The 23,224-nt window shown below is 59.3% G+C and carries 25 protein-coding genes and 1 pseudogene (1 of these 26 cut by a window edge); 16 read left to right on the top strand and 10 right to left on the bottom strand.

What is annotated here, in order from left to right; all coding sequences use genetic code 11:
• Positions 1-1,035, bottom strand: the 5' portion of a protein-coding gene (locus AABM52_RS00745) for a CaiB/BaiF CoA-transferase family protein (protein WP_347909959.1). 186 nt of this gene lie to the left of the window's left edge; the window shows 1,035 of its 1,221 coding nt (coding positions 1-1,035); it begins with the start codon at positions 1,033-1,035; the stop codon falls past the left edge of the window.
• An 11-nt stretch (positions 1,036-1,046) separates the two neighbouring features.
• Positions 1,047-2,228: an acyl-CoA dehydrogenase gene (locus tag AABM52_RS00740; RefSeq protein ID WP_347909958.1), complete on the bottom strand. Its 1,182-nt coding sequence runs from the start codon at positions 2,226-2,228 to the stop codon at positions 1,047-1,049.
• Between the two features lie 157 nt (positions 2,229-2,385).
• Between AABM52_RS00740 and AABM52_RS00735 the strand changes: the two genes are divergently transcribed.
• The 11 genes from AABM52_RS00735 to AABM52_RS00685 all read left to right on the top strand — a co-directional run bounded on the left by AABM52_RS00735 (position 2,386) and on the right by AABM52_RS00685 (position 12,542).
• Positions 2,386-3,285 carry a LysR family transcriptional regulator gene (locus AABM52_RS00735; protein ID WP_008053123.1) on the top strand — a complete coding sequence of 300 codons (900 nt, stop codon included), beginning with the start codon at positions 2,386-2,388 and terminating at the stop codon, positions 3,283-3,285.
• 435 nt (positions 3,286-3,720) lie between these two features.
• The gene (locus AABM52_RS00730) at positions 3,721-4,842 is read left to right on the top strand and encodes a Re/Si-specific NAD(P)(+) transhydrogenase subunit alpha (RefSeq protein ID WP_347907157.1); all 1,122 of its coding nucleotides are present in this window, start codon (positions 3,721-3,723) and stop codon (positions 4,840-4,842) included.
• A gap of 11 nt (positions 4,843-4,853) precedes the next feature.
• Positions 4,854-5,204 carry an NAD(P) transhydrogenase subunit alpha gene (locus AABM52_RS00725; RefSeq protein ID WP_046042645.1) on the top strand — a complete coding sequence of 117 codons (351 nt, stop codon included), beginning with the start codon at positions 4,854-4,856 and terminating at the stop codon, positions 5,202-5,204.
• The gene (locus AABM52_RS00720; RefSeq protein ID WP_347909957.1) at positions 5,201-6,637 is read left to right on the top strand and encodes an NAD(P)(+) transhydrogenase (Re/Si-specific) subunit beta; all 1,437 of its coding nucleotides are present in this window, start codon (positions 5,201-5,203) and stop codon (positions 6,635-6,637) included. The genes AABM52_RS00725 and AABM52_RS00720 overlap by 4 nt, the downstream gene beginning before the upstream one ends.
• 214 nt (positions 6,638-6,851) lie before the next feature.
• Positions 6,852-8,345 carry an acetyl-CoA hydrolase/transferase family protein gene (locus tag AABM52_RS00715; protein ID WP_347909956.1) on the top strand — a complete coding sequence of 498 codons (1,494 nt, stop codon included), beginning with the start codon at positions 6,852-6,854 and terminating at the stop codon, positions 8,343-8,345.
• A gap of 319 nt (positions 8,346-8,664) precedes the next feature.
• Positions 8,665-8,880, top strand: a complete 216-nt coding sequence (locus AABM52_RS00710) for a DUF1127 domain-containing protein (RefSeq protein WP_030129620.1) — start codon at positions 8,665-8,667, stop codon at positions 8,878-8,880.
• A 258-nt stretch (positions 8,881-9,138) separates the two neighbouring features.
• On the top strand, positions 9,139-9,348 hold the full coding sequence (locus AABM52_RS00705; RefSeq protein WP_347909955.1) for a DUF1127 domain-containing protein: 210 nt from the start codon (positions 9,139-9,141) through the stop codon (positions 9,346-9,348).
• Positions 9,349-9,490: 142 nt separating this feature from the next.
• Entirely contained in the window at positions 9,491-9,811 is a 321-nt protein-coding gene (locus AABM52_RS00700; RefSeq protein ID WP_347909954.1) for a DUF2388 domain-containing protein, read from the top strand.
• Positions 9,812-9,918: 107 nt separating this feature from the next.
• Positions 9,919-10,236: a DUF2388 domain-containing protein gene (locus AABM52_RS00695; RefSeq protein WP_347909953.1), complete on the top strand. Its 318-nt coding sequence runs from the start codon at positions 9,919-9,921 to the stop codon at positions 10,234-10,236.
• Between the two features lie 27 nt (positions 10,237-10,263).
• Positions 10,264-10,584, top strand: coding sequence for a DUF2388 domain-containing protein (locus AABM52_RS00690; protein WP_057712574.1), 321 nt, complete (start codon positions 10,264-10,266; stop codon positions 10,582-10,584).
• Entirely contained in the window at positions 10,581-12,542 is a 1,962-nt protein-coding gene (locus AABM52_RS00685; protein ID WP_347909952.1) for a DUF4105 domain-containing protein, read from the top strand. Before AABM52_RS00690 ends, AABM52_RS00685 begins: the two co-directional genes overlap by 4 nt.
• A 107-nt stretch (positions 12,543-12,649) precedes the next feature.
• Here the strand turns inward: AABM52_RS00685 and trpA are convergent, their stop codons facing one another.
• Entirely contained in the window at positions 12,650-13,462 is an 813-nt protein-coding gene (gene trpA / locus AABM52_RS00680) for a tryptophan synthase subunit alpha (RefSeq protein ID WP_015092933.1), read from the bottom strand.
• Entirely contained in the window at positions 13,462-14,682 is a 1,221-nt protein-coding gene (trpB, locus tag AABM52_RS00675; protein WP_008002146.1) for a tryptophan synthase subunit beta, read from the bottom strand. The genes trpA and trpB overlap by 1 nt, the downstream gene beginning before the upstream one ends.
• 124 nt (positions 14,683-14,806) lie before the next feature.
• Here trpB and AABM52_RS00670 point away from each other — a divergent pair, with 124 nt between their 5' ends.
• Positions 14,807-15,700: a LysR family transcriptional regulator gene (locus AABM52_RS00670; protein WP_347909951.1), complete on the top strand. Its 894-nt coding sequence runs from the start codon at positions 14,807-14,809 to the stop codon at positions 15,698-15,700.
• Here the strand turns inward: AABM52_RS00670 and AABM52_RS00665 are convergent.
• Positions 15,697-16,020 (bottom strand): annotated as a pseudogene (locus AABM52_RS00665) (YqjD family protein). The gene AABM52_RS00670 and the pseudogene AABM52_RS00665 overlap by 4 nt on opposite strands.
• Positions 16,021-16,177: 157 nt before the next feature.
• On the opposite strand from AABM52_RS00665, the gene AABM52_RS00660 reads away from it, so the two are divergent.
• Both AABM52_RS00660 and AABM52_RS00655 read left to right on the top strand, forming a co-directional pair.
• Positions 16,178-16,393: a dodecin gene (locus AABM52_RS00660; RefSeq protein ID WP_008045871.1), complete on the top strand. Its 216-nt coding sequence runs from the start codon at positions 16,178-16,180 to the stop codon at positions 16,391-16,393.
• A gap of 121 nt (positions 16,394-16,514) precedes the next feature.
• Positions 16,515-16,736 carry a DUF1161 domain-containing protein gene (locus AABM52_RS00655; RefSeq protein ID WP_347909950.1) on the top strand — a complete coding sequence of 74 codons (222 nt, stop codon included), beginning with the start codon at positions 16,515-16,517 and terminating at the stop codon, positions 16,734-16,736.
• Between the two features lie 68 nt (positions 16,737-16,804).
• Here the strand turns inward: AABM52_RS00655 and AABM52_RS00650 are convergent, their stop codons facing one another.
• A complete protein-coding gene (locus AABM52_RS00650; protein ID WP_008045867.1) occupies positions 16,805-17,806 on the bottom strand; it encodes an LLM class flavin-dependent oxidoreductase in 1,002 nt (333 codons plus the stop codon).
• 391 nt (positions 17,807-18,197) lie between these two features.
• Between AABM52_RS00650 and AABM52_RS00645 the strand changes: the two genes are divergently transcribed.
• The gene (locus AABM52_RS00645; RefSeq protein ID WP_347909948.1) at positions 18,198-18,431 is read left to right on the top strand and encodes a DUF1161 domain-containing protein; all 234 of its coding nucleotides are present in this window, start codon (positions 18,198-18,200) and stop codon (positions 18,429-18,431) included.
• A 4-nt stretch (positions 18,432-18,435) separates the two neighbouring features.
• Here AABM52_RS00645 and AABM52_RS00640 read toward each other — a convergent pair whose 3' ends face one another.
• Together AABM52_RS00640 and AABM52_RS00635 are read right to left on the bottom strand one after the other, a co-directional pair.
• Positions 18,436-18,858 (bottom strand): hypothetical protein, encoded by a 423-nt coding sequence (locus AABM52_RS00640; protein WP_347909947.1) that lies wholly within the window; start codon positions 18,856-18,858, stop codon positions 18,436-18,438.
• 40 nt (positions 18,859-18,898) lie between these two features.
• Positions 18,899-19,321 (bottom strand): hypothetical protein, encoded by a 423-nt coding sequence (locus AABM52_RS00635; protein ID WP_347909946.1) that lies wholly within the window; start codon positions 19,319-19,321, stop codon positions 18,899-18,901.
• A gap of 59 nt (positions 19,322-19,380) precedes the next feature.
• On the opposite strand from AABM52_RS00635, the gene AABM52_RS00630 reads away from it, so the two are divergent.
• Entirely contained in the window at positions 19,381-20,478 is a 1,098-nt protein-coding gene (locus AABM52_RS00630; protein ID WP_347909945.1) for an aminopeptidase, read from the top strand.
• On the opposite strand, the gene AABM52_RS00625 is transcribed toward AABM52_RS00630, so the two are convergent.
• Entirely contained in the window at positions 20,460-21,689 is a 1,230-nt protein-coding gene (locus tag AABM52_RS00625; protein WP_347909944.1) for a nucleoside recognition domain-containing protein, read from the bottom strand. The two genes, AABM52_RS00630 and AABM52_RS00625, sit on opposite strands and share 19 nt — an antisense overlap.
• A 202-nt stretch (positions 21,690-21,891) precedes the next feature.
• The gene (gene gltP / locus AABM52_RS00620) at positions 21,892-23,223 is read right to left on the bottom strand and encodes a glutamate/aspartate:proton symporter GltP (protein WP_347909943.1); all 1,332 of its coding nucleotides are present in this window, start codon (positions 23,221-23,223) and stop codon (positions 21,892-21,894) included.
• Between the last annotated feature and the right edge of the window lies 1 nt (position 23,224).

The raw sequence follows: 23,224 nt of genomic DNA, 5'->3' as shown, positions 1-23,224 counted from the left end.
GATAGCCAACCCGCGCGCCTTGACCTGAGGATCGGCAAACATCTGCGCCACGTCATTGATAGGCCCGCATGGCACGCCAGCCTGCTCCAGCTGCGCCACCCATTCAGCGGTCGTCTTGAACACCGTCGCCTGGCGGATCAGCGGAATCAGTACTGCCCTGTTTGCCACCCGCAGCTTGTTGGTGGCAAAACGCGGATCGTCCGCCCACTGCGGCTGCCCGGCCACTTCCGCGAACTTGCGGAACTGACCATCGTTCCCGACGGTAAGGATGAAATCGCCATCCGCCGTAGGAAAATCCTGATAGGGCACGATGTTCGGATGAGCATTACCCAGTCGTTTAGGAGCATTACCTGTCGTCAGGTAGTTCATTGCCTGGTTGGCCAGACAAGCCACCTGCACGTCCAGCAGCGCCATATCGATATGCTGGCCACCGCCGTCGTGACCCCGATGCGCAAGCGCAGCCAGGATCGCGACAGTCGAATACAGCCCGGTCAGGATGTCCGTCAGCGCCACGCCAACCTTCACCGGCCCCGCGCCTTCTTCGCCTTCAGGTCGCCCCGTCAGGCTCATGAGGCCGCCCAGCCCCTGGATCATGAAGTCATAACCCGCACGCTTGGCGTAAGGGCCGGTCTGGCCGAACCCGGTGATCGAGCAATAGATCAGATCCGGATTGATCGCCTTCAGCGATTCATAGTCCAGGCCATAAGCCGCCAGACCGCCGACCTTGAAGTTCTCGATCAGGATGTCCGACTTGGCCGCCAGTTCACGCACCAGCTTCTGCCCTTCAGGGCGAGTGAAGTCGATGGTGACCGATTGCTTGTTGCGATTGGCCGACAAGTAATAGGCAGCCTCGCTGGTGTTCTCGCCATAAGCGTCTTTAAGGAACGGCGGCCCCCAGGCGCGCGTGTCATCGCCGTTACCCGGACGCTCGACCTTGATCACCTCGGCGCCAAGGTCGGCCAGGATCTGACCGGCCCAAGGCCCGGCCAGCACCCGCGATAAATCCAGTACCCGTAGATGCGATAGCGCGCCCATGGACGTTCTCCTTAATAGAACGCCTGGATGCCGGTTTGCGCACGGCCGAGGATCAGCGCATGGACGTCGTGAGTACCTTCATAGGTGTTCACCACTTCCAGGTTGACCAGGTGACGCGCAACACCGAATTCATCGGAGATGCCGTTGCCGCCCAACATATCGCGTGCCATGCGCGCGATGTCCAGGGACTTGCCGCAAGAGTTGCGCTTCATCATCGAGGTGATTTCGACTGCAGCGGTCCCTTCGTCTTTCATACGACCCAGACGCAGACAGCCTTGCAGCGCCATGGTGATTTCAGTCTGCATGTCGGCCAGCTTCTTCTGGATCAACTGGGTGGCGGCCAGCGGGCGACCGAACTGTTGACGATCCAGGGTGTACTGGCGAGCGGTGTGCCAGCAGAACTCGGCTGCACCCAGCGCACCCCAGGAGATACCGTAACGGGCCGAGTTAAGGCAAGTGAAAGGACCTTTCAGGCCACGGACATCCGGAAAAATGTTCTCTTCCGGAACGAACACGTTGTCCATCACGATTTCACCGGTGATCGATGCCCGCAGGCCCACCTTGCCGTGAATTGCCGGAGTGCTCAGACCTTTCCAGCCTTTCTCCAGAACGAAGCCGCGGATGTCACCGGCATCGTCCTTGGCCCAGACCACGAACACATCGGCGATCGGGCTGTTGGTGATCCACATCTTGTTGCCGGTGAGGCTGTAGCCGCCTTCCACTTTGCGCGCACGACTGATCATCGCGCCCGGGTCGGAGCCGTGGTTAGGCTCGGTCAGGCCGAAGCAGCCGATCCACTCGCCCGACGCCAGTTTCGGCAGGTACTTCTGCTTCTGCGCTTCGGTACCGAATTCATTGATTGGCACCATCACCAGCGAGGACTGCACGCTCATCATCGAGCGATAGCCGGAGTCGACGCGCTCGACTTCACGGGCGATCAGGCCATAGCTGACATAGTTCAGGCCACTGCCGCCGTACTGCTCGGGGATGGTTGCACCCAACAGACCGACTTCACCCATTTCGCGGAAGATCGCCGGGTCGGTCTTCTCATGACGGAAAGCTTCGAGGATGCGCGGCGCAAGGCTTTGCTGAGCGAATTGCGCAGCCGTGTCGCGAATCATGCGTTCTTCTTCAGTGAGCTGTTGATCCAGCAGCAGGGGATCGATCCAGTTGAAGCTAGCTTTACCGCCCATGAGTGTGTCCTCTCGAATCGGGTCAAATAACGTGGACTGATCCTAGGCCCGGATCGGCGTTACGGCAAACGAGGATTTCGCATACTGTTGTGCTAATTTCTCACTCCGAAACGTCGCGAAAGAGCCTTTATGCGATGTATTAGTGAGGTTGACGTACATGCGCAGAAAGATACCCAGCACCACCGCCCTCATCAGCTTCGAGGCCGCGGCGCGCCACGAGAGCTTCACCAAGGCCGCCCAGGAACTTTCGCTGACCCAAGGGGCGATTTGCCGACAGATCGCCAGCCTTGAAGAGTTCCTCAGCGTGGAACTGTTCCGACGTTCGCGGCGCGGGGTCAAGCTGACGGAAGCCGGACTCTCCTACAGCCGTCGAGTGGCGACTCAGCTCGATGCGGTTGAGCGCGATACCTTGTCCGTGATGGGACAGCAGGGCACCAACGTGATCGAGCTGGCCGTAGTTCCGACCTTCGGCACCCAGTGGTTGCTGCCGCGACTCAAGGATTTCCAGCAGAAACACCCGGAAGTGACGGTCAACCTGACCAACCGCACGCGGCCGTTCCTGTTCGCCGACACGGATTTTGATGCCGCCATCTACTTTGGTGACGCGGATTGGTCAGGTACAGAATCCCACAGGCTGATGGGTGAAAATCCGATGCCCGTTTGCAGCCCCAACCTGCTCGGAAACAAGACCGGTCTGACGCCCGGCGAAATCGCCGACTTACCTCTGCTGCAACAAACCACCCGCCCCTATGCCTGGCGCCAATGGTTCGACTCCCAGCACCTGAATGTCCCGCGAGACATGACAGGCCCCCGCTACGAGCTATTCTCCATGCTCGCCCAGGCAGCCATGCACGACATGGGCATTGCCCTGATCCCGCCGTTCCTGATTCAAAGGGAGTTGAAAGAGAAACGCCTGGTGATCGCCAACCCGCAAGCACTGTCCAGCATCAAGGCTTACTACCTGATGATTCCTGAGCGAAAGGTCGAATCCGCGTCTTTAAGGGCATTTCGTGACTGGCTGGTAAATCAGGCGCACAGCTACAGCCTAGAGGGATAAAGGCTCTCCAATGTTACCTGACCCCGTAGTCAGCAAAACAAAAGCCCTACAGATATACGTATTTGTCGCATACCAGCAAACTGTATCGAGAAGTCGTACAAACGTCCCACAAGCGCCTGATGACGCGGCTTTGCGCCACTATTTCGAGGCGATGCCGCATCATTCATACGGCCGATGTGTAAATTCTTCAATTTCGGCCAGAATCCTTGAAAAGCACGGTCTGTAAGGGATTGAGCCAGTTGGTTGCGACATTCGGTCACGGGGTGACTTGTAGTTAATTTTCCGTCACCCGTCATAATCCCTTGAAGGGCACAAAGTTCGCCTGCAAAATGCCGCGCCCCGCCCTGATTTGGCGGGATCGTGCTGATCGGCCGCCCCAGCCGCACCATCCGTAGTGCATGGGTTTACTCTATAAGATCACGCAGGAGATTTGACGTGCACATTGGTGTTCCTCTCGAAACCCAGACCGGTGAAACACGGGTTGCTGCAACCCCGGAAACCATCAAGAAGCTGATCGGCCAGGGCCATAAGGTCACTGTACAAAGCGGCGCCGGCATTAATGCCAGCGTTGTCGACAGTGCCTATGAAGCCGCAGGCGCAAGCATTGGCAGCGCCAATGACGCGTTTGGTGCAGAGCTGATTTTGAAGGTGGTCGCACCCAGCGACAGCGAGTTGGCGCTGATTAAAAGCGGCACCGTTGTAGTGGGCATGCTCAATCCGTTCAGCAATGAAACCATCGCCAAAATGGCCGAGTGCGGGATTACCGCCTTTGCCCTTGAAGCCGCACCTCGTACCTCCCGCGCCCAAAGCCTGGATGTGCTGTCCTCGCAAGCCAACATCGCCGGCTATAAAGCCGTGTTGCTGGCAGCTCACCACTACCCTCGTTTCATGCCTATGCTGATGACCGCTGCTGGCACCGTGAAAGCGGCCCGCGTGCTGATCCTCGGTGCCGGCGTGGCTGGTTTGCAGGCCATCGCTACCGCCAAACGCCTGGGTGCTGTGATCGAAGCGTCTGACGTGCGTCCTGCGGTAAAAGAGCAGATCGAGTCCCTCGGCGCCAAATTCGTCGACGTGCCTTACGAAACCGATGAAGAGCGTGAATGCGCCGTCGGTGTCGGCGGTTACGCCCGCCCGATGCCGTCCAGCTGGATGCAGCGCCAGGCCGCCGCGGTGCACGAACGCGCCAAGCAGGCTGACATCGTTATCACCACCGCGCTGATTCCCGGCCGCAAGGCGCCGACGCTGTTGAGCGCGGAAACCGTGGCACAGATGAAGCCGGGGTCGGTGGTCATCGACCTCGCGGCCGCCCAGGGCGGCAACTGCCCGCTGACCGTGGCCGATCAGGTGGTCGTCGAAAATGGCGTGACCATCGTTGGCCCGACCAACCTGGCCAGCGCCGTGGCGGCTGACGCTTCGGCGCTGTACGCACGCAACCTGCTGGACTTCATGAAACTGTTGTTCGATAAAGAAGGACAACTGGTGATCAACCTTGAAGACGATATCGTCGCCGCGTGCCTGATGTGCCGCGACGGCCAGATCGTGCGCAAGAACGGCTGAGGATAAAAACAATGGAAGACATGCTGATCTCTCACGGTATCTACAACCTGATCATCTTCGTGCTGGCTATCTATGTCGGTTACCACGTGGTCTGGAACGTCACACCGGCACTGCACACACCGCTGATGGCGGTCACCAACGCCATCTCGGCCATCGTGATCGTCGGCGCCATGCTCGCCGCCGCCCTCACCGTGACCCCGCTGGGCAAGACCATGGGCACCCTGGCCGTGGCCCTGGCTGCGGTCAACGTGTTTGGTGGCTTCCTGGTGACCCGCCGCATGCTGGAAATGTTCAAGAAGAAAGCGGCCAAAGCTCCGGCTGCAAAAGCCGCAGCAGTCAAGGCTGAGGTGCAGCAAGCATGAGCATGAACCTGGTTACCTCCCTGTATTTGATCGCCTCGGTCTGCTTCATCCAGGCGCTCAAGGGCCTCTCGCACCCCACCACGTCGCGTCGTGGCAACCTGTTCGGCATGCTCGGCATGGGCCTGGCGATCCTCACCACGGTCGGCCTGATCTACAAGCTGGGCTCCGAGTTGGCGCAAGACGGTATCGTCTACGTGATCATCGGCCTGCTGATCGGCGGCACTGCCGGTTCGATCATGGCCAAACGCGTTGAAATGACCAAGATGCCCGAACTGGTCGCCTTCATGCACAGCATGATCGGCCTGGCCGCGGTGTTCATCGCCATCGCGGCGGTGGTCGAGCCGCAGTCGCTGGGTATTGTTGCGCAACTGGGTGACGCGATCCCGGCCGGTAACCGCCTGGAGCTGTTCCTCGGTGCCGCCATCGGTGCAATCACCTTCTCCGGCTCGGTCATTGCCTTCGGCAAGCTGGCCGGCAAGTACAAGTTCCGCCTGTTTCAGGGCGCACCGGTACAGTTCAGTGGCCAGCACAAGCTGAACCTGCTGCTGGGCCTGGCCACACTGGGCCTGGGCGTGACCTTCATGCTCACCGGTGACTACACCGCTTTCGCCGTGATGCTGGCCCTGGCCTTCGTGCTCGGCGTGCTGATCATCATCCCGATCGGTGGCGCGGACATGCCAGTGGTCGTGTCGATGCTCAACAGCTACTCCGGCTGGGCGGCGGCGGGTATCGGCTTCTCGCTGAACAACTCGATGCTGATCATCGCCGGCTCGCTGGTGGGCTCGTCCGGTGCAATCCTCTCGTACATCATGTGCAAGGCGATGAACCGCTCCTTCTTTAACGTGCTGCTCGGTGGCTTTGGCAATACGGCAGATGCCGCCGGCCCGGCGGGTTCGAAAGAAGCCCGTCCGGTGAAATCCGGTTCGGCTGACGACGCGACCTTCCTGCTGACCAACGCCGACACCGTGATCATCGTGCCGGGCTACGGCCTGGCGGTGGCCCGTGCTCAGCACGCGTTGAAGGAACTGACCGAGAAGCTGACCCATCGCGGCGTGACCGTGAAGTATGCGATCCACCCGGTTGCCGGTCGCATGCCCGGCCACATGAACGTGTTGCTGGCCGAGGCCGAAGTGCCTTACGACCAGGTGTTCGAGATGGACGACATCAACTCCGAGTTCGGCCAGGCCGACGTGGTACTGGTGCTGGGTGCCAACGACGTGGTCAACCCGGCCGCCAAGAACGATCCGAAATCGCCGATTGCCGGCATGCCGATCCTCGAAGCGTTCAAGGCCAAGACCATCATCGTCAACAAGCGCTCGATGGCCAGCGGCTACGCCGGTCTGGACAACGAACTGTTCTATCTGGACAAAACCATGATGGTGTTCGGCGACGCTAAAAAGGTCATCGAAGACATGGTCAAAGCCGTCGACTAACCCTCTGCGGCAAACAAAAACGCCCCGACTCGTCGGGGCGTTTTTGTTTGCGCAAATCGTCGGACAAACTATCCTTTTGTTACCGATCCGGTAACGGTGTTTTGCTTGAAAGGCCCGGAATAGACGCCTCGATTGCGACCTTGGTAGCGGGACAGAAACCGGCACAATTCACTAGACTGCACGTCCTGCTACCTGTTGCCCGAGATAACAATCCATGTACCGTGACCGTATTCGCCTGCCTTCGTTGTTGGACAAAGTGATGAGCGCTGCCGACGCTGCCGCTCTGATTGAGGACGGCATGACCGTCGGCATGAGTGGCTTTACTCGCGCAGGCGAAGCCAAGGCCGTCCCACAGGCGTTGGCCGAGCGTGCCAAGGTCACGCCGCTGAAGATCACCCTGATGACCGGCGCAAGCCTGGGCAACGACCTCGACAAGCAGTTGACCGAAGCCGGTGTATTGTCGCGACGCATGCCGTTTCAGGTCGACAGCACCCTGCGCAAGGCGATCAATGCCGGCGAGGTCATGTTCATCGACCAGCACTTGTCGGAAACCGTGGAGCAATTGCGCAACCAGCAATTGAAGCTGCCAGACATCGCCGTGATTGAAGCCGTAGCGATCACCGAGCAAGGGCACATCGTGCCAACCACCTCGGTCGGCAACTCGGCCAGCTTCGCGATTTTCGCCAAGCACGTGATCGTCGAGATCAACATGGCGCACAACCCGAATCTCGAAGGTCTGCACGACATCTATATTCCGACCTACCGTCCGACCCGCACGCCGATTCCACTGGTTAAGGTCGACGATCGCATTGGCAGCACCGCCATCCCGATTCCGCCGGAAAAAATCGTCGCCATCGTGGTCACCAACCAGGCTGACTCGCCCTCCACGGTGCTGGCGCCGGACGCCGAGACCCAAGCCATTGCCGACCACCTGATCGACTTCTTCAAACAAGAAGTGGCAGCCGGACGCATGACCAACAAGCTCGGCCCGCTACAAGCCGGTATCGGCACCATCGCCAACTCGGTGATGTGTGGCCTGATCGACTCGCCGTTCGAAGACCTGACGATGTATTCCGAGGTGCTGCAGGATTCGACCTTCGACCTGATCGATGCGGGCAAGCTGAGTTTTGCTTCGGGCAGTTCGATCACCCTGTCGAGCCGGCGCAATGCCGATGTGTTCGGCAATCTGGAGCGCTACAAAGACAAACTGGTTCTGCGCCCGCAGGAGATCTCCAACCACCCTGAAGTCGTGCGCCGCCTCGGCATCATCGGCATCAACACGGCGCTGGAGTTCGACATCTACGGCAACGTCAACTCCACTCACGTCTGCGGCACGCGGATGATGAACGGCATCGGTGGCTCGGGCGACTTCGCGCGCAACGCGCACCTGTCCGTGTTCGTGACCAAGTCGATCGCCAAGGGCGGTGCGATCTCCAGCGTGGTGCCGATGGTCAGCCATGTTGACCACACCGAACATGACGTCGACATCCTCGTGACCGAAGTGGGCCTGGCAGACTTGCGCGGCCTGGCGCCCCGGGAGCGTGCCCGGGTCATCATCGACAAGTGCGTGCATCCGGATTACCGCCAGGCGCTGAATGATTACTTCACCGCCGCGTGCGCCATCGGTGGACACACCCCGCACATCCTGCGTGACGCCCTGAGCTGGCACATCAACCTGGAAGAAACCGGGCAAATGCTGAAGAAGTAATTGGTACAGATAGCAGCTGGCGCAAACACAGTTTCGCCAGCTTGCTCTTGCCTCTTCGCAATATGAAAAAAACTGTACTGCTGTACTGGTCATTTCCTAGGGAAAATTCCTACCTTGTCGAGCAAAAACAGCAGTTTCGCACCTTAATAGTGCGCATAGGTACAGTTGCCTCAATTTCGACCAGTACACCCCCTATAAACAGTTAACTGAGCTCTCACAATACAGATGAACTGTATCTACAGAGACTAGGCAAACGAGAGGATCATGGGCACCAGTTAAACCACTACCTAATCCCGCCATAAGCGGAAGGATGTCAACCATGGAACGTACACTCAGTTCCGAACTGTTCTTCGAAGACACTGCTGCAAAAACCCAGGCTTCCATGCCTCTGCGCGTTATCGCCAACCTGATGCTGTGGCAGCGCCGCATTACCAGCCGCCATCAACTGGCTCGCCTGGATTCGCGTCTGCTGGCTGACGCCGGGATTAGCGAAGCACAACGCTACGAAGAGCTGAGCAAGCCGTTCTGGCGCTAAGTTAGCGTCGCTGGCTCTGACCTGAAGGTCCACCGCCAGCAACCCGAATTGAAAAAACAAAACCCGTCGTGGGAAACCACGACGGGTTTTGTCGTTTTGGCCTGTCAAATCCGGTCTTACAGTAGGCAAATCTGAATACCAGTACAGTTTGATAAAAACACAAACTGAATGAGTACAATATCGTCGCAGTGTGTCTGTAGTGGATGTTCGGCCGGTGTCAACATGGAGCCCTCTACTGATCAGGACAGGGACCGCGCCATGAATTCTTTACAGGATGTTTCCACCCCCTCAGTTCAATCGAGACCTTGCTTGCACTGGGTCAGAGATCTGCTGACAGGGCTCTTCGCTAGCCTGGAAAGGGCGAGAACACGACGTTTACTGGCTCAACTCGATGATCGTCAGCTTTCAGACCTTGGCATCAGCCACGCCGACCGCATCAATGAGTTGGATAAACCGCTCTGGCGCTGACGGCCTGTTTGCATGACGGGCTGTTCGAACTGACACACTCAGGCCTAATATCAATTCAGAACGTGGCGAGCGCCAAGCGCCTGGCGTCTGACTTTGCAGATACTGCGCCATTTTTCAATTGGTTTACCCAAAGGAGTTACCCATGTCCCGTCTCCGTCTGCTCAGCGCTGCAGCCCTGTTTGCCGTGGCAGCCAATGCCAGCGCAACCAGCTTCATCGTGACCACCGACGCTGTAGTCAACGCGCTCAAAGCCACATCCGATGCGACCACCGATGTCGTCTCGTCGTCGTTCAAGGATGACAAGATCGTCCTCGCGGCCCGTGACGACGCTGCCAGCTTCGTCGCCAGTGAAGGTTCCATCCGCGGCGTGAAGCTGGAAAGCGCCATCAACCACATCCACCGCCAGGCGCCACAGCTGAACGCAACCGACGCACAACTGGCGCAGGCGATCCTGACGATCTAAGCGACTGTATGGACATGGGGCATGCCTAACGTGCCCCGATGTTTCGGCGCTGGCTCTAAACCGGGCCTTGCGCTAGGCTGGGGACTCACATTCAACTGTCGAGTCTCATGCGTTTCCCTTCAGGTTTCTTGATCGCTCCAGTCTTTCTTACCCTTGGTTACTGCGGATCGGCCCACGCTTATGACGCCTTCAACCTGTCCACCCAAGGCATCGTTGCCAGCGGTTACGCCACAAGTTTGGTGACCTCCGCCCCCTTCGACCATAAACTGCTGCTCGCTGCCCATGATGACGCCGCGGCATTTATTGCCAGTGACGGCCAACTGAGAGGCGCACGACTGGAGTCGGCCCTGCGGTATCTGCGCCGAACCCAGGCAAAACTTCATGCCAGCGACCTTGAACTGGCACAAGCAATTCTCGTCCAATAGTTATCCCTGTTTTTCTGGAGTCGTTCCATGCGTAACCCGCTGATTGCTGCCACCTTAGGCCTGCTGTTGTTGGCCGATGTGGCCCAGGCACATACTCTGGTTGCCACCAGTAATATTCTGATCCGTGCTACCCAGCGCACCCTCGATTTCACCTCCGACACCACCACGTCCATTCGCGATTCGAAAATCGTGCGCGAAGCCCAGGACGACGCCGCCAGTTTCGTTGCCAGCAATGGCGACATTCGTGGCGCTCACCTGGAGTCCGCCTTCGATTTGCTGCGCACCCGCGTGCCGGAAGCTCGTGACGCCAGTGACCAGGATCTCGCCGAAGCCATCCTCGCACTGTGAAGCGTCCAGGCGTCTGGCTACTGGCCGGGGCCCTGTTGCTGCTCGGCAACACGGCCCAAGCTGGCCTTCAATTACGGCTCAAGTCCGAAGGTCTGACTCCCGCGCAACAGCAAGCCAGCCAGGCGTTGCTCGATGAAGCCATGCAGGCACTGCCGCCACGCTTTGTCGAGCAACTAGACCGGCGCATAGACGTCGGCTGGACCGATGACATGCCGAGAAATGCCTACGGTCAGGCGTCACTGGTGTCCGAACTTGATCTGAACCGCAACCTGCTGGCCGGCCTGACCGATGGCAGTGCCGCGACCAAAAAAACCCATCGCCCCCATGGCACCGTGCGCCGGGAAATGCTGGCCACGGTGCTGCACGAGCTGACTCACATCTATGATCGCTCTCGCCTGTGGCCGGATGCCGAGCGCAAGCTGATCCAGCGTTGCACCCAGCGCAACAACAGCTCAGGGCTGGTTGGCATTCCCGACCAATGCCGGGGCCAGTCCGATCGGCGTTTTACCCTCAGTGACGATCCGCGTCTGCTCGACCTCGCTGGCTGGCAGCAATACGTAGGGCGTCGCGGTGAACGCGAACAGCACAATCGCCAGATTGCCCGCAGCCCGGACATCTACGAGACCAGCAGTCCGAAGGAGTTCGTCGCGGTCAACATGGAGTATTTCCTCCTCGACCCGAGCTATGCCTGCCGCCGCCCCGCGCTGTACCGCTACTACAAGGAACATTTCGGCTGGGCACCCGCCGCCAAAGACGCCTGCAGCAAGACCTTCGCGTTCCTCAATGCCGGCAACGACTTCGCCAAGACACCTTTGGGCCAGGTCGATCCGGAGCGGGTCTATGCCGTTGACTATCTGCTGGCCGAGGCCAACCAGAACCTGTTCAGCCGCTGGGGCCACAGCATGTTGCGCCTGGTGATCTGCGCGCCGGGCCGCCCACGCGGACCGGATTGCCGTTTGGATCTGGACCAGCATCTGGTGCTGTCGTACCGCGCCTTCGTCGGCGACGTACAGCTTTCGAGCTGGGATGGCCTGGTCGGTAAATACCCGTCGCGGCTGTTTATCCTGCCGCTGTCCCAGGTCATCGACGAATACACCAAGACCGAACTGCGCAGCCTGGCCTCCGTGCCCCTGAACCTGTCACGCACTGAGATTGAAGACGTGGTCGGACGTGCCGCCGAGATGCACTGGAGCTACGACGGCAACTACTTCTTCCTGTCGAACAACTGCGCGGTGGAAGAGCTGAAATTACTGCGCGGCGGCACCAATAACCCGCAATTGGTAGGACTCGACAACATCATGCCCAACGGTTTGCTGGAAGTGCTGAAAGGCCGCGGACTGGCGGACACCAGTGTGCTGGACGATCAACGAGAAGCCTTGCGCCTGGGTTATCGTTTCGACTCCTTCCGCGAGCGCTATCAGGCGATGTTCGAGATCCTGAAAAAGCACTTGCCGATCAAACAGGAAACCGTCGAAGACTGGCTCGACTTGAAAGCCGCGGAACGTCGGCAATGGTTCGAGCAGGCTGACTTGCGCACCAGCGCGGCGTTGTTGCTATTGGAACAGGCCAGCTTCCGTCAGCAGTTGCTGCTGGCCCAGGATGAAGTGAAGCAGCGCTATCTGGGCGCCCGAGAGCTGAAGAATGGCGGCATGGACAAGGCCAACGAAACGCTCAAGGACATTCTCGCCAACAGTGGCTTCCTCAGCCGGCCGGCGGAACTGCTGGGCACCAACGGTTATGGCTTGCCGCAACCAAGCGAGTGGAAGCATCTGGAAGCGGAAACCAGTCAGCGCCAGAAGCAGCTCCTGGCGCTGTCCGGGGATCTGGACAAGGAAGTGAGGGCGCTGCTCGAACCGGGCCGTGCCGCCGAAATGGCCGCCAACGAGGCCAACGTGAAGCAGATTGGTGAACACCTGCGCAAACTGCACAAGGCATCGGGCGGGATAGAGTTGCCTTGATATCGCTCCCACAAGGTTGACAGCGTTTAGTCACACAGCAAAAAGGGCTTCAGAACGCAGTCCTGAAGCCCTTTTTGCTGTTTAGTCTCTGAATCGGAGCTTTACCTTCAGCTGACGCGGGCCTTACGCACGCCTTCGGCCAACGCCGAACACAGGCTCAGCACGCCATCCACGGCTTGTTCCGGGGACGTGGCATTGGCGATGTGATCGATCAACGCCGAGCCCACCACAACACCGTCGGCCAGGCGCGCGATGGACGCCGCCTGTTCCGGAGTCCGGATACCGAAACCGATGCTGATCGGCAGGTCGGTATGGCGACGCAGACGGGCGACCGCTTCCTCTACGTGTTCCAGCGTGGCGGCGCCGGCGCCGGTCACACCGGCCACCGAAACGTAGTAGACGAAGCCGGAGCTGCCGTTAAGTACGGTCGGCAAGCGCACATCGTCGGTGGTTGGCGTGGTCAGGCGAATGAAGTCCAGGCCCGCGGCCTGCGCCGGGTCGCACAGCTCGCCGTTATGCTCAGGCGGCAGGTCGACCACGATCAGGCCGTCAACGCCGGCCTCCTTGGCTTCGGCGATGAAGCGCGGAACGCCGTACATGTGGATCGGGTTGAAGTAACCCATCAGCACCAGCGGCGTTTCGTTGTTGTCCTGGCGGAACTCGCGAACCATTTGCAGGGTTTTCGCCAGATTCTGCTTGGCACCCAACGCACGGATGTTGGCGAGCTGGATGGCCGGGCCGTCAGCCATCGGGTCGGTGAAGGGCATGCCCAGCTCGATCACGTCGGCGCCAGCCGCTGGCAGGCCCTTGAGGATGGCCAGGGAGGTGTCATAGCCCGGGTCGCCAGCAGTGACGAAGGTCACCAGGGCGGCGCGATTCTGTTCCTTGAGTTCGGCAAAACGCGTTTGCAGGCGGCTCATCAGTGTTTCTCCTGCTTTGATTGTTCCATGTGGTGCATCACGGTCTGCATGTCTTTGTCGCCACGGCCGGACAGGTTGACCACCATCAGGTGATCCTTTGGCAAGGTCGGTGCGCGCTTGAATACTTCAGCCAGGGCATGGGCGCTTTCCAGGGCAGGGATGATCCCTTCCAGGCGGCAGCACTGGTGGAACGCAGCGAGGGCTTCGTCGTCGGTCACCGAGGTGTACTGAACGCGGCCGATGTCATGCAACCAGGCGTGTTCCGGGCCGATGCCCGGGTAGTCCAGGCCAGCGGAGATCGAGTGGGCGTCGATGATCTGGCCATCGTCGTCCTGCAGCAGGAAAGTACGATTGCCGTGCAGAACGCCTGGAACGCCGCCATTCAGACTGGCCGCATGCTTGCCGGTCTCGATACCGTAACCGGCGGCTTCAACGCCGATGATCTCGACGCTCTTGTCGTCGAGGAACGGGTGGAACAGGCCCATGGCGTTGGAACCACCGCCGATGCACGCCACCAGACTGTCAGGCAGGCGACCTTCCTGGGCTTGCAGCTGCTCACGGGTTTCCTTGCCGATCACCGCCTGGAAATCGCGAACCATGGCTGGGTAAGGGTGCGGACCGGCCACGGTGCCGATCAGGTAGAAAGTGCTGTCGACGTTGGTCACCCAGTCGCGCAGGGCTTCGTTCATCGCGTCTTTCAGCGTGCCGGTACCGGCTACCACCGGGATCACTTCGGCGCCCAGCAGCTTCATGCGAAACACGTTGGCCTGCTGACGCTCGATGTCAGTAGTGCCCATGTAGATTACGCAATCCAGACCGAAACGCGCAGCGACGGTGGCAGTGGCCACACCGTGCATGCCGGCGCCGGTCTCGGCGATGATGCGCTTCTTGCCCATGCGCCGCGCCAGCAGGATCTGGCCGATGCAGTTGTTGATCTTGTGCGCGCCAGTGTGGTTCAGCTCTTCACGCTTGAGGTAGATCTTTGCGCCGCCGCAGAACTCAGTCAGACGCTCGGCGAAGTACAGTGGGCTTGGACGTCCGACGTAGTCGCGCTGGAAGTAGGCCAGCTCTTCCTTGAATGCAGGATCTTCCTTGGCCAACTCATATTCGCGGGCCAGGTCGAGGATCAACGGCATCAGGGTTTCGGCAACGTAGCGGCCGCCGAACGCGCCAAACAGGCCGTTGGCATCAGGGCCGTTGCGCAGATTAGTCTGGGTCATGGGGCGCTCCAGTTGAATGCGTGAAGTGATGCATAAAGAGATAGTGGGCTTCACTCTACCCCTGACGCCCCGGCCTGAAAACCGATAAGATCGCCACAACCTGTCAGGAAAACTCACAGATCAAATGAGCCACGACCTTCCTCCGCTCAACGCGCTTCGCGCCTTCGAAGCCACTGCCCGCCTGAACAGCGTCAGTCAGGCGGCCGAACAGCTGCACGTCACCCACGGCGCGGTCAGCCGGCAGCTCAAGGTGCTTGAGGAACACCTCGGCATCAGCCTGTTCATCAAGGACGGTCGCGGCCTGAAACTCACAGATGCCGGGTTGCGACTGCGTGACGCCAGCAGCGAAGCCTTCGAGCGCCTGCGCAGCGTTTGCGCGGAACTCACACAAAGCACCGCCGATGCGCCATTCGTGCTCGGTTGCTCGGGAAGTCTGCTGGCGCGCTGGTTTATCCCGCGATTGGGGCGGCTCAATGCCGACCTGCCGGACTTGCGCCTGCACCTGTCGGCCGGAGAAGGCGATCTGGATCCGCGAAGACCGGGGCTGGATGCCTTGCTGGTATTTGCCGAGCCACCCTGGCCGGCGGACATGCAGGTTTTTGAGCTGGCCAGCGAACGCATCGGCCCGGTCATGAGCCCGCGGTTCGCCGGCTATGAACGGCTCAAGCAGGCGCCGGAAACCGCGCTGCTGAACGAACCTTTGCTGCACACCACCTCACGCCCGCAAGCCTGGCCGAACTGGGCGCAACCGCGCGGGCTCGACCCCAAGGCGCTGAAGTACGGTCAGGGATTTGAACATTTATATTACTTGCTGGAAGCCGCCGTCGCGGGTCTGGGCGTGGCGATTGCCCCCGAACCCTTGGTGACAGAGGACTTGAAGGCCGGCCGCCTGGTTGCACCTTGGGGCTTCAGTGAAACCCCGGCGCAACTGGCGTTGTGGCTACCCAAGCGCGCCGCGGACGGGCGCGCCCGGCAACTGGCGCAGTGGCTCAAGAACGAGCTGCGTCGAGCGGATTAATCACGCTTGCACAACAGATAAGCGGCCAGCAGGCCCAAGGCGCCCACGGCGACACCGGCTGTTGTCCAGGGGTGGTCCTGGGCGTAGTCCCGGGTGGCAATCCCGGTTTCACGGGTTTTGACCTTGACCTATTCGTAAGCATCGGCAAGCAGATGGCGCGAGTGCTTCAAGGCATTCTCGGCGTTGCTTTTCAGGGTCTTGAGGGTTTTACGCGACTCGTCCGAGGCGTCGTCCTTCAGGCTTTCCAAAGACTTGAGCAGACTCTCGATCTCGGCTTCCATGCTTTGCAATGAGGCTTTGCGTAACGAGCTGTTGGCCATGGTGGCTCTCCTGCATTGGTGATGAGTGGCGTGTGTTGGTTGGGACTTCACGGGTTCGAGAAAGTGCAGAAAATCTGAACTTCACACTCGGAACGGCCAACAGAAGAAATAGGAAAAATCACTGCTAGTCTGTAATTCACACGCCGAGGAGAACGCCATGTCTGACCATCACACCTACAAGAAAGTCGAGCTGATCGGCTCGTCCACCAGCAGTATCGAAGACGCGATCAACAACGCGCTGGCCGAAGCCAGCAAAAGCATCAAGTACATGGAATGGTTTGAAGTGACCGAGACCCGTGGACATATCAGGGACGGTAAGGCGGCGCACTTTCAGGTGACCCTGAAAGTCGGGTTCCGGATTGCCAGCAGCTGACTTTGGGCTAGTCTTCTGAACTTGCACGCCGGTCGAATGCCATAGGGAATGGCAAAGCACTCCATGAGTGCGTCCGGCTGACGGCTGGTTACCCCTATGATCCGACCAGGGAATGCAACCGATGAAGAAGTTTATGTTAGCGGTAGGTTTGTTGAGCCTTGCGGGGAGCGCATTGGCGGGTGGCAAGCCATGCGAAGAGCTGAAAGCCGAAATCGCAGCGAAACTTGATGCCAAGGGCGTTTCCGGATACTCGCTGGAGATTGTCGATAAAGGTGCCGCTGCCGGCGGGAAAGTTGTTGGAAAATGCGAAGCGGGCGCCAAAGTGATCGTCTATAAAACGTAGGCCGATTCTCGCTCGAATGAAAAAGCCGACGCCGTGGCGCCGGCTTTTTTATGCCTGCCGTTTGAGTATCAGCCCCGCATGACCTGCGCCAACAGTTCGTAGGAATGCACGCGATCGGCATGTTCGTACAGGTCACAGGTGAAAATCAGCTCGTCAGCCTGAGTCTGTTCGATCAGGACCTCAAGTTTGGCGCGGATTTTCTGCGGGCTGCCGATCATGGCCAGGCCAAGGAAATCATGCACGGCATCTTTCTCATGGGGCAGCCACAGGCCATCCATGGTCTTCACCGGCGGACGCTGTACCAGGCTTTGGCCACGCATCAGGGCGAGAATTCGCTGGAACACCGAGGTCGCCAGGTAGTCGGCCTGCTCGTCGGTATCGGCTGCCACCAGTGGCACGCCGAGCATCACGTAGGGCTTGTCCAAAACGGCTGACGGCTTGAAGTGATTGCGATAGACCCGAATCGCTTCATGCATGTAGCGCGGAGCGAAATGCGAGGCGAAGGCGTAGGGCAAACCGCGTTCGCCCGCCAGCTGTGCACTGAACAGGCTCGATCCCAACAGCCAGACCGGCACATTGGTCCCGGTTCCCGGCATCGCGATGATCCGTTGGTCCGGGGTACGCGGCCCGAGGTAGCGCACCAGTTCCGCCACATCTTCGGGGAAATCGTCGGCGCTGCCAGAGCGTTCGCGGCGCAGTGCACGTGCGGTCATCTGGTCGGAGCCGGGGGCGCGCCCCAGGCCCAGATCGATCCGGCCCGGATAAAGGCTTTCCAGGGTACCGAACTGCTCGGCGATCACCAACGGGGCGTGGTTGGGCAACATCACACCGCCAGAACCGACTCGAATGGTCGACGTACCACCGGCCAGATAACCGAGCAGCACCGAAGTCGCGGAACTGGCGATGCCATCCATGTTGTGGTGCTCAGCCACCCAGAAACGGTTGTAACCGAACTTCTCGACATGCTGCGCCAGGTCCAGCGAGTTGCGCAGCGACTGGGCCGCGCTGCCGTTCTCGCGCACTGGCACCAGATCGAGGGTCGAGAACTTGATATCGGACAGTCGTTTCATAAACCTGCTTCTCCAATTGAGGGCGCAGGTTTGTTCTTGCGAACACAAACCTGCCGAATCCAAAAGCGTGTTCATGCAATGAGGGCATATACCCGAGTTTCAATAGCCCGGTAAAAAATCCCGCGAAAAAAGCGGATTGATCGGACAGGACTGCCCGGTGTCCAGGATGCTGAATGCGAAGATCAGCCTGGAGACAGCATGGGTCGGCTGGATTTTCGATGACGACAAAAAATCACAGCCTTGTGCAACCTCCCGGGATCATTCGGTAAAAGGTGCTCAAGACTGCGATCTTTTTTGTGTCACGACAGACTTGCCCACTAAAACTGTGGTCGAATAAATGACAGCAGCGAAAACCCACGATTGTGCGTGCTGCCTCAAAGGAGCTTCAACCATGAAACGTTTTACCCTGGCGGTTATCTGTTGCGCACTGGCCACCTCGGCCCTGGCGGCACCGAAACCCTGCGAAGAACTCAAGGCCGAGATCGAAGCCAAGATCCAGGCCAGCGGCGTCACTTCGTACACCCTTGAAATCGTCACCAACGACGAAGTACACGACCAGAACATGGTCGTTGGCTCGTGCGAAAACGGTACCAGGAAAATCATCTACCAGAAGAACGACCGCTGACACGTTACATCAAGCAGTAAGACTCCCGATCTTCTGCAACGATCTCCCGCTTGGCGTTGTATAGCCTGGCTTCAGGAGTGAAGGCAATCGAGCGGCCTTCAAGCACATAACGTTGGCCTGCTTCGAAATGATCGAAGTTGATGGTCAAGTAACATATGCGTTCAGAAGGGCCGCCCATCATGTTCAAGCCCCCGCCACCAGGAACTTCGAAGTCGAAGCGGACGATCAGTTCATGGCTGCCGGGCATAACCTCAAAAAAACGCCCGTCGACCAAGCGCTGTTTATCCAGACGCTCAGCCATCAACAATTTGTCGTTAGGGAAGGGCGTCGAGAACTCTACCCAGGCCATTTTTGGATCAGGTGTCGGCATCGGGCTTTGGCAGCCAGCGACAACACCGACGGCGAGTAACAGCATCAACCTGCGCATGATGGATGTCCCAAGGGATATGCATCCAGCATAACGCCGATCAGCTGTGTTGACAGCCTGCCGGCGTGCCTTGACCAATCACTTTGCGCTGCTGATCGTAGAGTTTGGCCCAAGGCCGAAAGCCGATGTTCCCCGCCTGTAGCTGATAACGCTCGCCCGCATTGAAGTCGCTGAATTTCACGTTCAACTGACAATCGCGCCACAACGGTTCGGCATCGGGGCCGATATTGGTAGGCTGGACCGTGAATTGGTAGCGGACCGTCAACTCATGGCTACCGGGATGAACCTGGAAATAACGCTTATCGTCGGTGATCTTGTCATCGACCTCCAGCGCCTGCAGCGCCGTATCTTCTTGCTTCGAATCCAGGTCGATCCAGGCTTGCGCAGGATCATGGCGGGGTATTCCGAAACCAGCACAGCCGGCCAGCATCAGCAGGCCTCCTGTCAGTATCAACATGCGCATAGCGGAGCTCCAGTCTGGCGGGATAGTCTTGCGGAAAGACTCTCCAAGGAAGAATTATTGTGATCAGGCCGCTTCCTAGCCTTGGGTTACTTGATCGCGTTTTTCGCGTTTGGTTTCCGAGCCTGTTGTTTTTGTTGCTCAATGGCTGCACCAGCGCCAGTTATTACAGCCAACTGGCCAGCGGCCAATTGCAGTTGCTGCGGGCCAGGGAGCCCGTTTCCAGCGTGATTGCCGACCCGGCGCGCGATCAAAAACTGCGCACACACCTGGAGCAATCGCAAAAGGCCCGAACCTTCGCCAGCCAGCAATTGCACCTGCCGGATAACCAGAGTTACCGCCTGTACGCGGACATTGGGCGTCCCTACGTCGTCTGGAATGTCTTCGCCACGCCGGAATTTTCCCTCAAGCCCGTAAACCACTGCTTCCCCATTGCCGGTTGTGTGGCCTATCGCGGTTACTACAGCCAGAGCGCAGCCCGCGGCGCAGCGGCTTTGCAACGCTTGCAAGGCATGGACGTGTCGATTGGCGGCGTCGAGGCCTATTCGACACTCGGCTGGTTCAACGACCCGATCATCAGTTCGATGATGGGCTGGGGGGATGAGCGACTGGCCACGCTGATCTTTCACGAACTGGCCCATCAACGCGTCTATGTGAAGGACGACACGGAGTTCAACGAATCCTTCGCCACCTTCGTCGAGCAGGAAGGTACTCGCCAATGGCGCGCCTATCGCCAACTGCCACCGGATAACAATGCGCAGGCGCGTCAGCGCGACCAGTTCACCGAGTTGGTGCTCAAGACCCGCACCCGACTGGAACAGCTCTACACCTTGCCGCTGCCAACGGAACAAATGCGCCAGCGCAAGGCCGCCGAGTTCGAGCGCTTGCGCAGCGAATATCGGCAATTGCGCGACAGTCAGTGGGCCGCCGACAAACGCTACGACGCCTGGATCTATGCCCCAATGAACAATGCCCGGTTATTGCCGTTTGGCTTGTACGACCAATGGGTGCCGGCTTTTGCCGCGCTGTTTCATCAGGAGAGTGGCGACTGGCTAAAATTTTACGCCGCCGTGGAAAAGCTTGGTGCCTTGCCGACGGACGAGCGCAAGGCCGCGCTGAAGACTTTGGCTGACGGAGCCGATCAACCAAAGAACCAGTAGCAAACCCCGATCGCACCCAGCACCCCGGCAAGCTCGGCCAGCAATGCACAACCGACGGCATGGCGTGCACGCTGGATGCCCACGGCGCCGAAGTACACGGCCAGGACATAGAACGTCGTTTCGGTACTGCCCTGAACCGTTGCCGCCACCAGCGCCGGGAAGCTGTCCACGCCCGAGGTCTTCATGGTTTCAATCAGCATCGCCCGGGCGGCGCTACCGGAGAAGGGTTTGACCATCGCCGTCGGCAGCGCATCGACGAAGCGCGTGTCCCAACCAGCCCACTCCACCAGATGGCGAATGCCATCCAGGCCAAAGTCCAGCGCCCCGGACGCGCGCAGTACGCCTACCGCGCAGAGCATCGCCACCAGGTAGGGCAGCAGGTTCTTGGCGACGTCGAAACCCTCTTTGGCACCTTCAACGAAGGCCTCGTAGACCTTCACTTTGCGCAGCGCGCCGATCACCAAGAACAGCATGATCAGGCCAAACAGCGTCAGGTTGCCGAGGATCGATGACAGGCCGGCCAACGCAGTCGCCGAAAGGGTCGCCAGCAACGCCATGAAGCCACCGAGGGCGAGGGCGCCGGGGATCAGGTAGGCCAGCACCACGGGGTCCCAGATGCGCAGGCGCTGCATGAACGCCACCGACAGGAAGCCGACAATGGTCGAGCAGCTGGTCGCCAGCAGGATCGGCAGGAACACCAGCGTCGGGTCTGGCGCGCCTTGCTGGGCGCGATACATGAAGATGGTCACCGGCAGCAGGGTCAGCGAGGAGGCATTGAGCACCAGGAACAGGATCTGTGCGTTGCTGGCGACGGTCGCGCTGGGATTGAGCTCTTGCAGCGCTTTCATGGCCTTGAGGCCGATCGGCGTGGCAGCGTTGTCCAGCCCCAGGCCATTGGCGGCGAAGTTGAGGGTGATCAGGCCGATGGCCGGATGACCCGGCGGGACTTCCGGCATCAGGCGCAAGAACAGAGGCCCCAGGGCCTTGGCCAGCCATTCGACGATGCCGGCTTTCTCGGCAATGCGCAGAAAGCCCAGCCAGAGGGTGAGGGTGCCGAACAGCAACACCATGACTTCGACCGACAGCTTGGCCATGGCAAAAATGCTTTCCACCATCGCCGCGAATATCCCGGCGTTGCCGCCAATCAGCCACTGGGCCAGCGCCGATACGGCTGCCACGATGAAAAAGCCAAGCCACAGGCCATTGAGCATCAGTCAAATCCCCCAAAAGATCCGCGAATGATAGCGGGGTGGCCAGAAACGACAAACCCCGGATTTCTCCGGGGTTTGTTGGTACTGCTGGCACTGCTCACTGTAGGAGCGAGCCTGCTCGCGATGAGGGCGGTACATTCAACATCTCTGTTGTTTGATATTGCGCTATCGCGAGCAGGCTCACTCCTACAGGGGTTTTGTGTCAGCTCTTGGAAATTTCACCCGCTGGCAGTTTTTCCTTGCTGCGCCAGTGCGGCAGGGAGTTCCAGTAGCGCTGGCCTTTGGCGTCGTCGTACATGCCTTCCCAACGAGCGATAACCAGAACCGCCAGGGCGTTGCCGATCACGTTCAGTGCGGTACGGGCCATGTCCATGACACGGTCGACACCGGCGATGAACGCCAGGCCTTCCAGAGGAATACCGACGCTGCCCAAGGTGGCCAGCAGTACCACAAAGGACACGCCCGGTACGCCGGCGATGCCTTTGGAGGTGACCATCAAGGTCAGTACCAGCAGCAGTTGCTGGCTGATCGACAGGTCGATGCCATACAACTGGGCAATGAAGATTGCCGCGATGCTTTGGTACAGGGTCGAACCGTCGAGGTTGAACGAGTAGCCGGTCGGCACCACAAAGCTGCAAATGGCCTTCGGCGCGCCGTAGGCTTCCATCTTCTCGATCACGCGCGGCAGCACGGTTTCGGAACTGGCGGTGGAGTAGGCCAGTACCAGCTCATCCTTGAAGATGCGCATCAGTTTGATCACCGAGAAACCGAACAGACGAGCGATCAGGCCCAGGATCACGAAAGCGAAGAAGGCGATGGCGACGTAAACCAGGATCACCAGTTTGGCCAGCGGGATCAGCGACGCGAAGCCGAAGTTGGCAACGGTCACCGCGATCAGTGCAAACACGCCGATCGGAGCGTAGTTCATGATCATGTGAGTGACCTTGAACATGCTTTCCGATACGCCCTGGAACATCTTCACCAGCGGCTCGCGCAGGTCCGCCTGCAGGCTCGACAAACCGAGACCGAACAATACGGAGAAGAAGATGATCGGCAGCATTTCGCCGCGAACCATGGCCGCGAAGATGTTCGACGGGATCAGGTTGAGGATGGTTTCGATGAACGCGTGTTCATGCTGAACCTCGGCCGCCGTGGCCTGGTACTTGGAAATGTCCACAGTGCCCAGGGTGCTCATGTCGATGCCGGCACCCGGATGGAACAGGTTGGCCAGCAGCAGGCCGACCACGATGGCGATGGTGGTGACGATCTCGAAGTAGATGATGGTCTTGAAGCCGATGCGCCCCAGCTTCTTGGCGTCACCGACGCCGGCAATGCCGACGATCAGGGAGGAAATGACGATCGGGATCACGATCATCTTGATCAGACGGATAAAGATATCGCCTGCCGGTTGCAGGACGTTGCTGATCCACCAGGCTTTTTCGGCACTGAAATGGTTGAGCAGCGCACCGATTGCAATCCCCAATACCAGACCGATGAGGATCTGCCAGGCGAGGCTAAGCTTTGCCTTCTTCATA

This window comes from Pseudomonas grandcourensis (assembly GCF_039909015.1).
GTDB classification, from domain to species: domain Bacteria; phylum Pseudomonadota; class Gammaproteobacteria; order Pseudomonadales; family Pseudomonadaceae; genus Aquipseudomonas; species Aquipseudomonas grandcourensis.
This window is presented reverse-complemented; position numbering and strand designations above follow the sequence as displayed.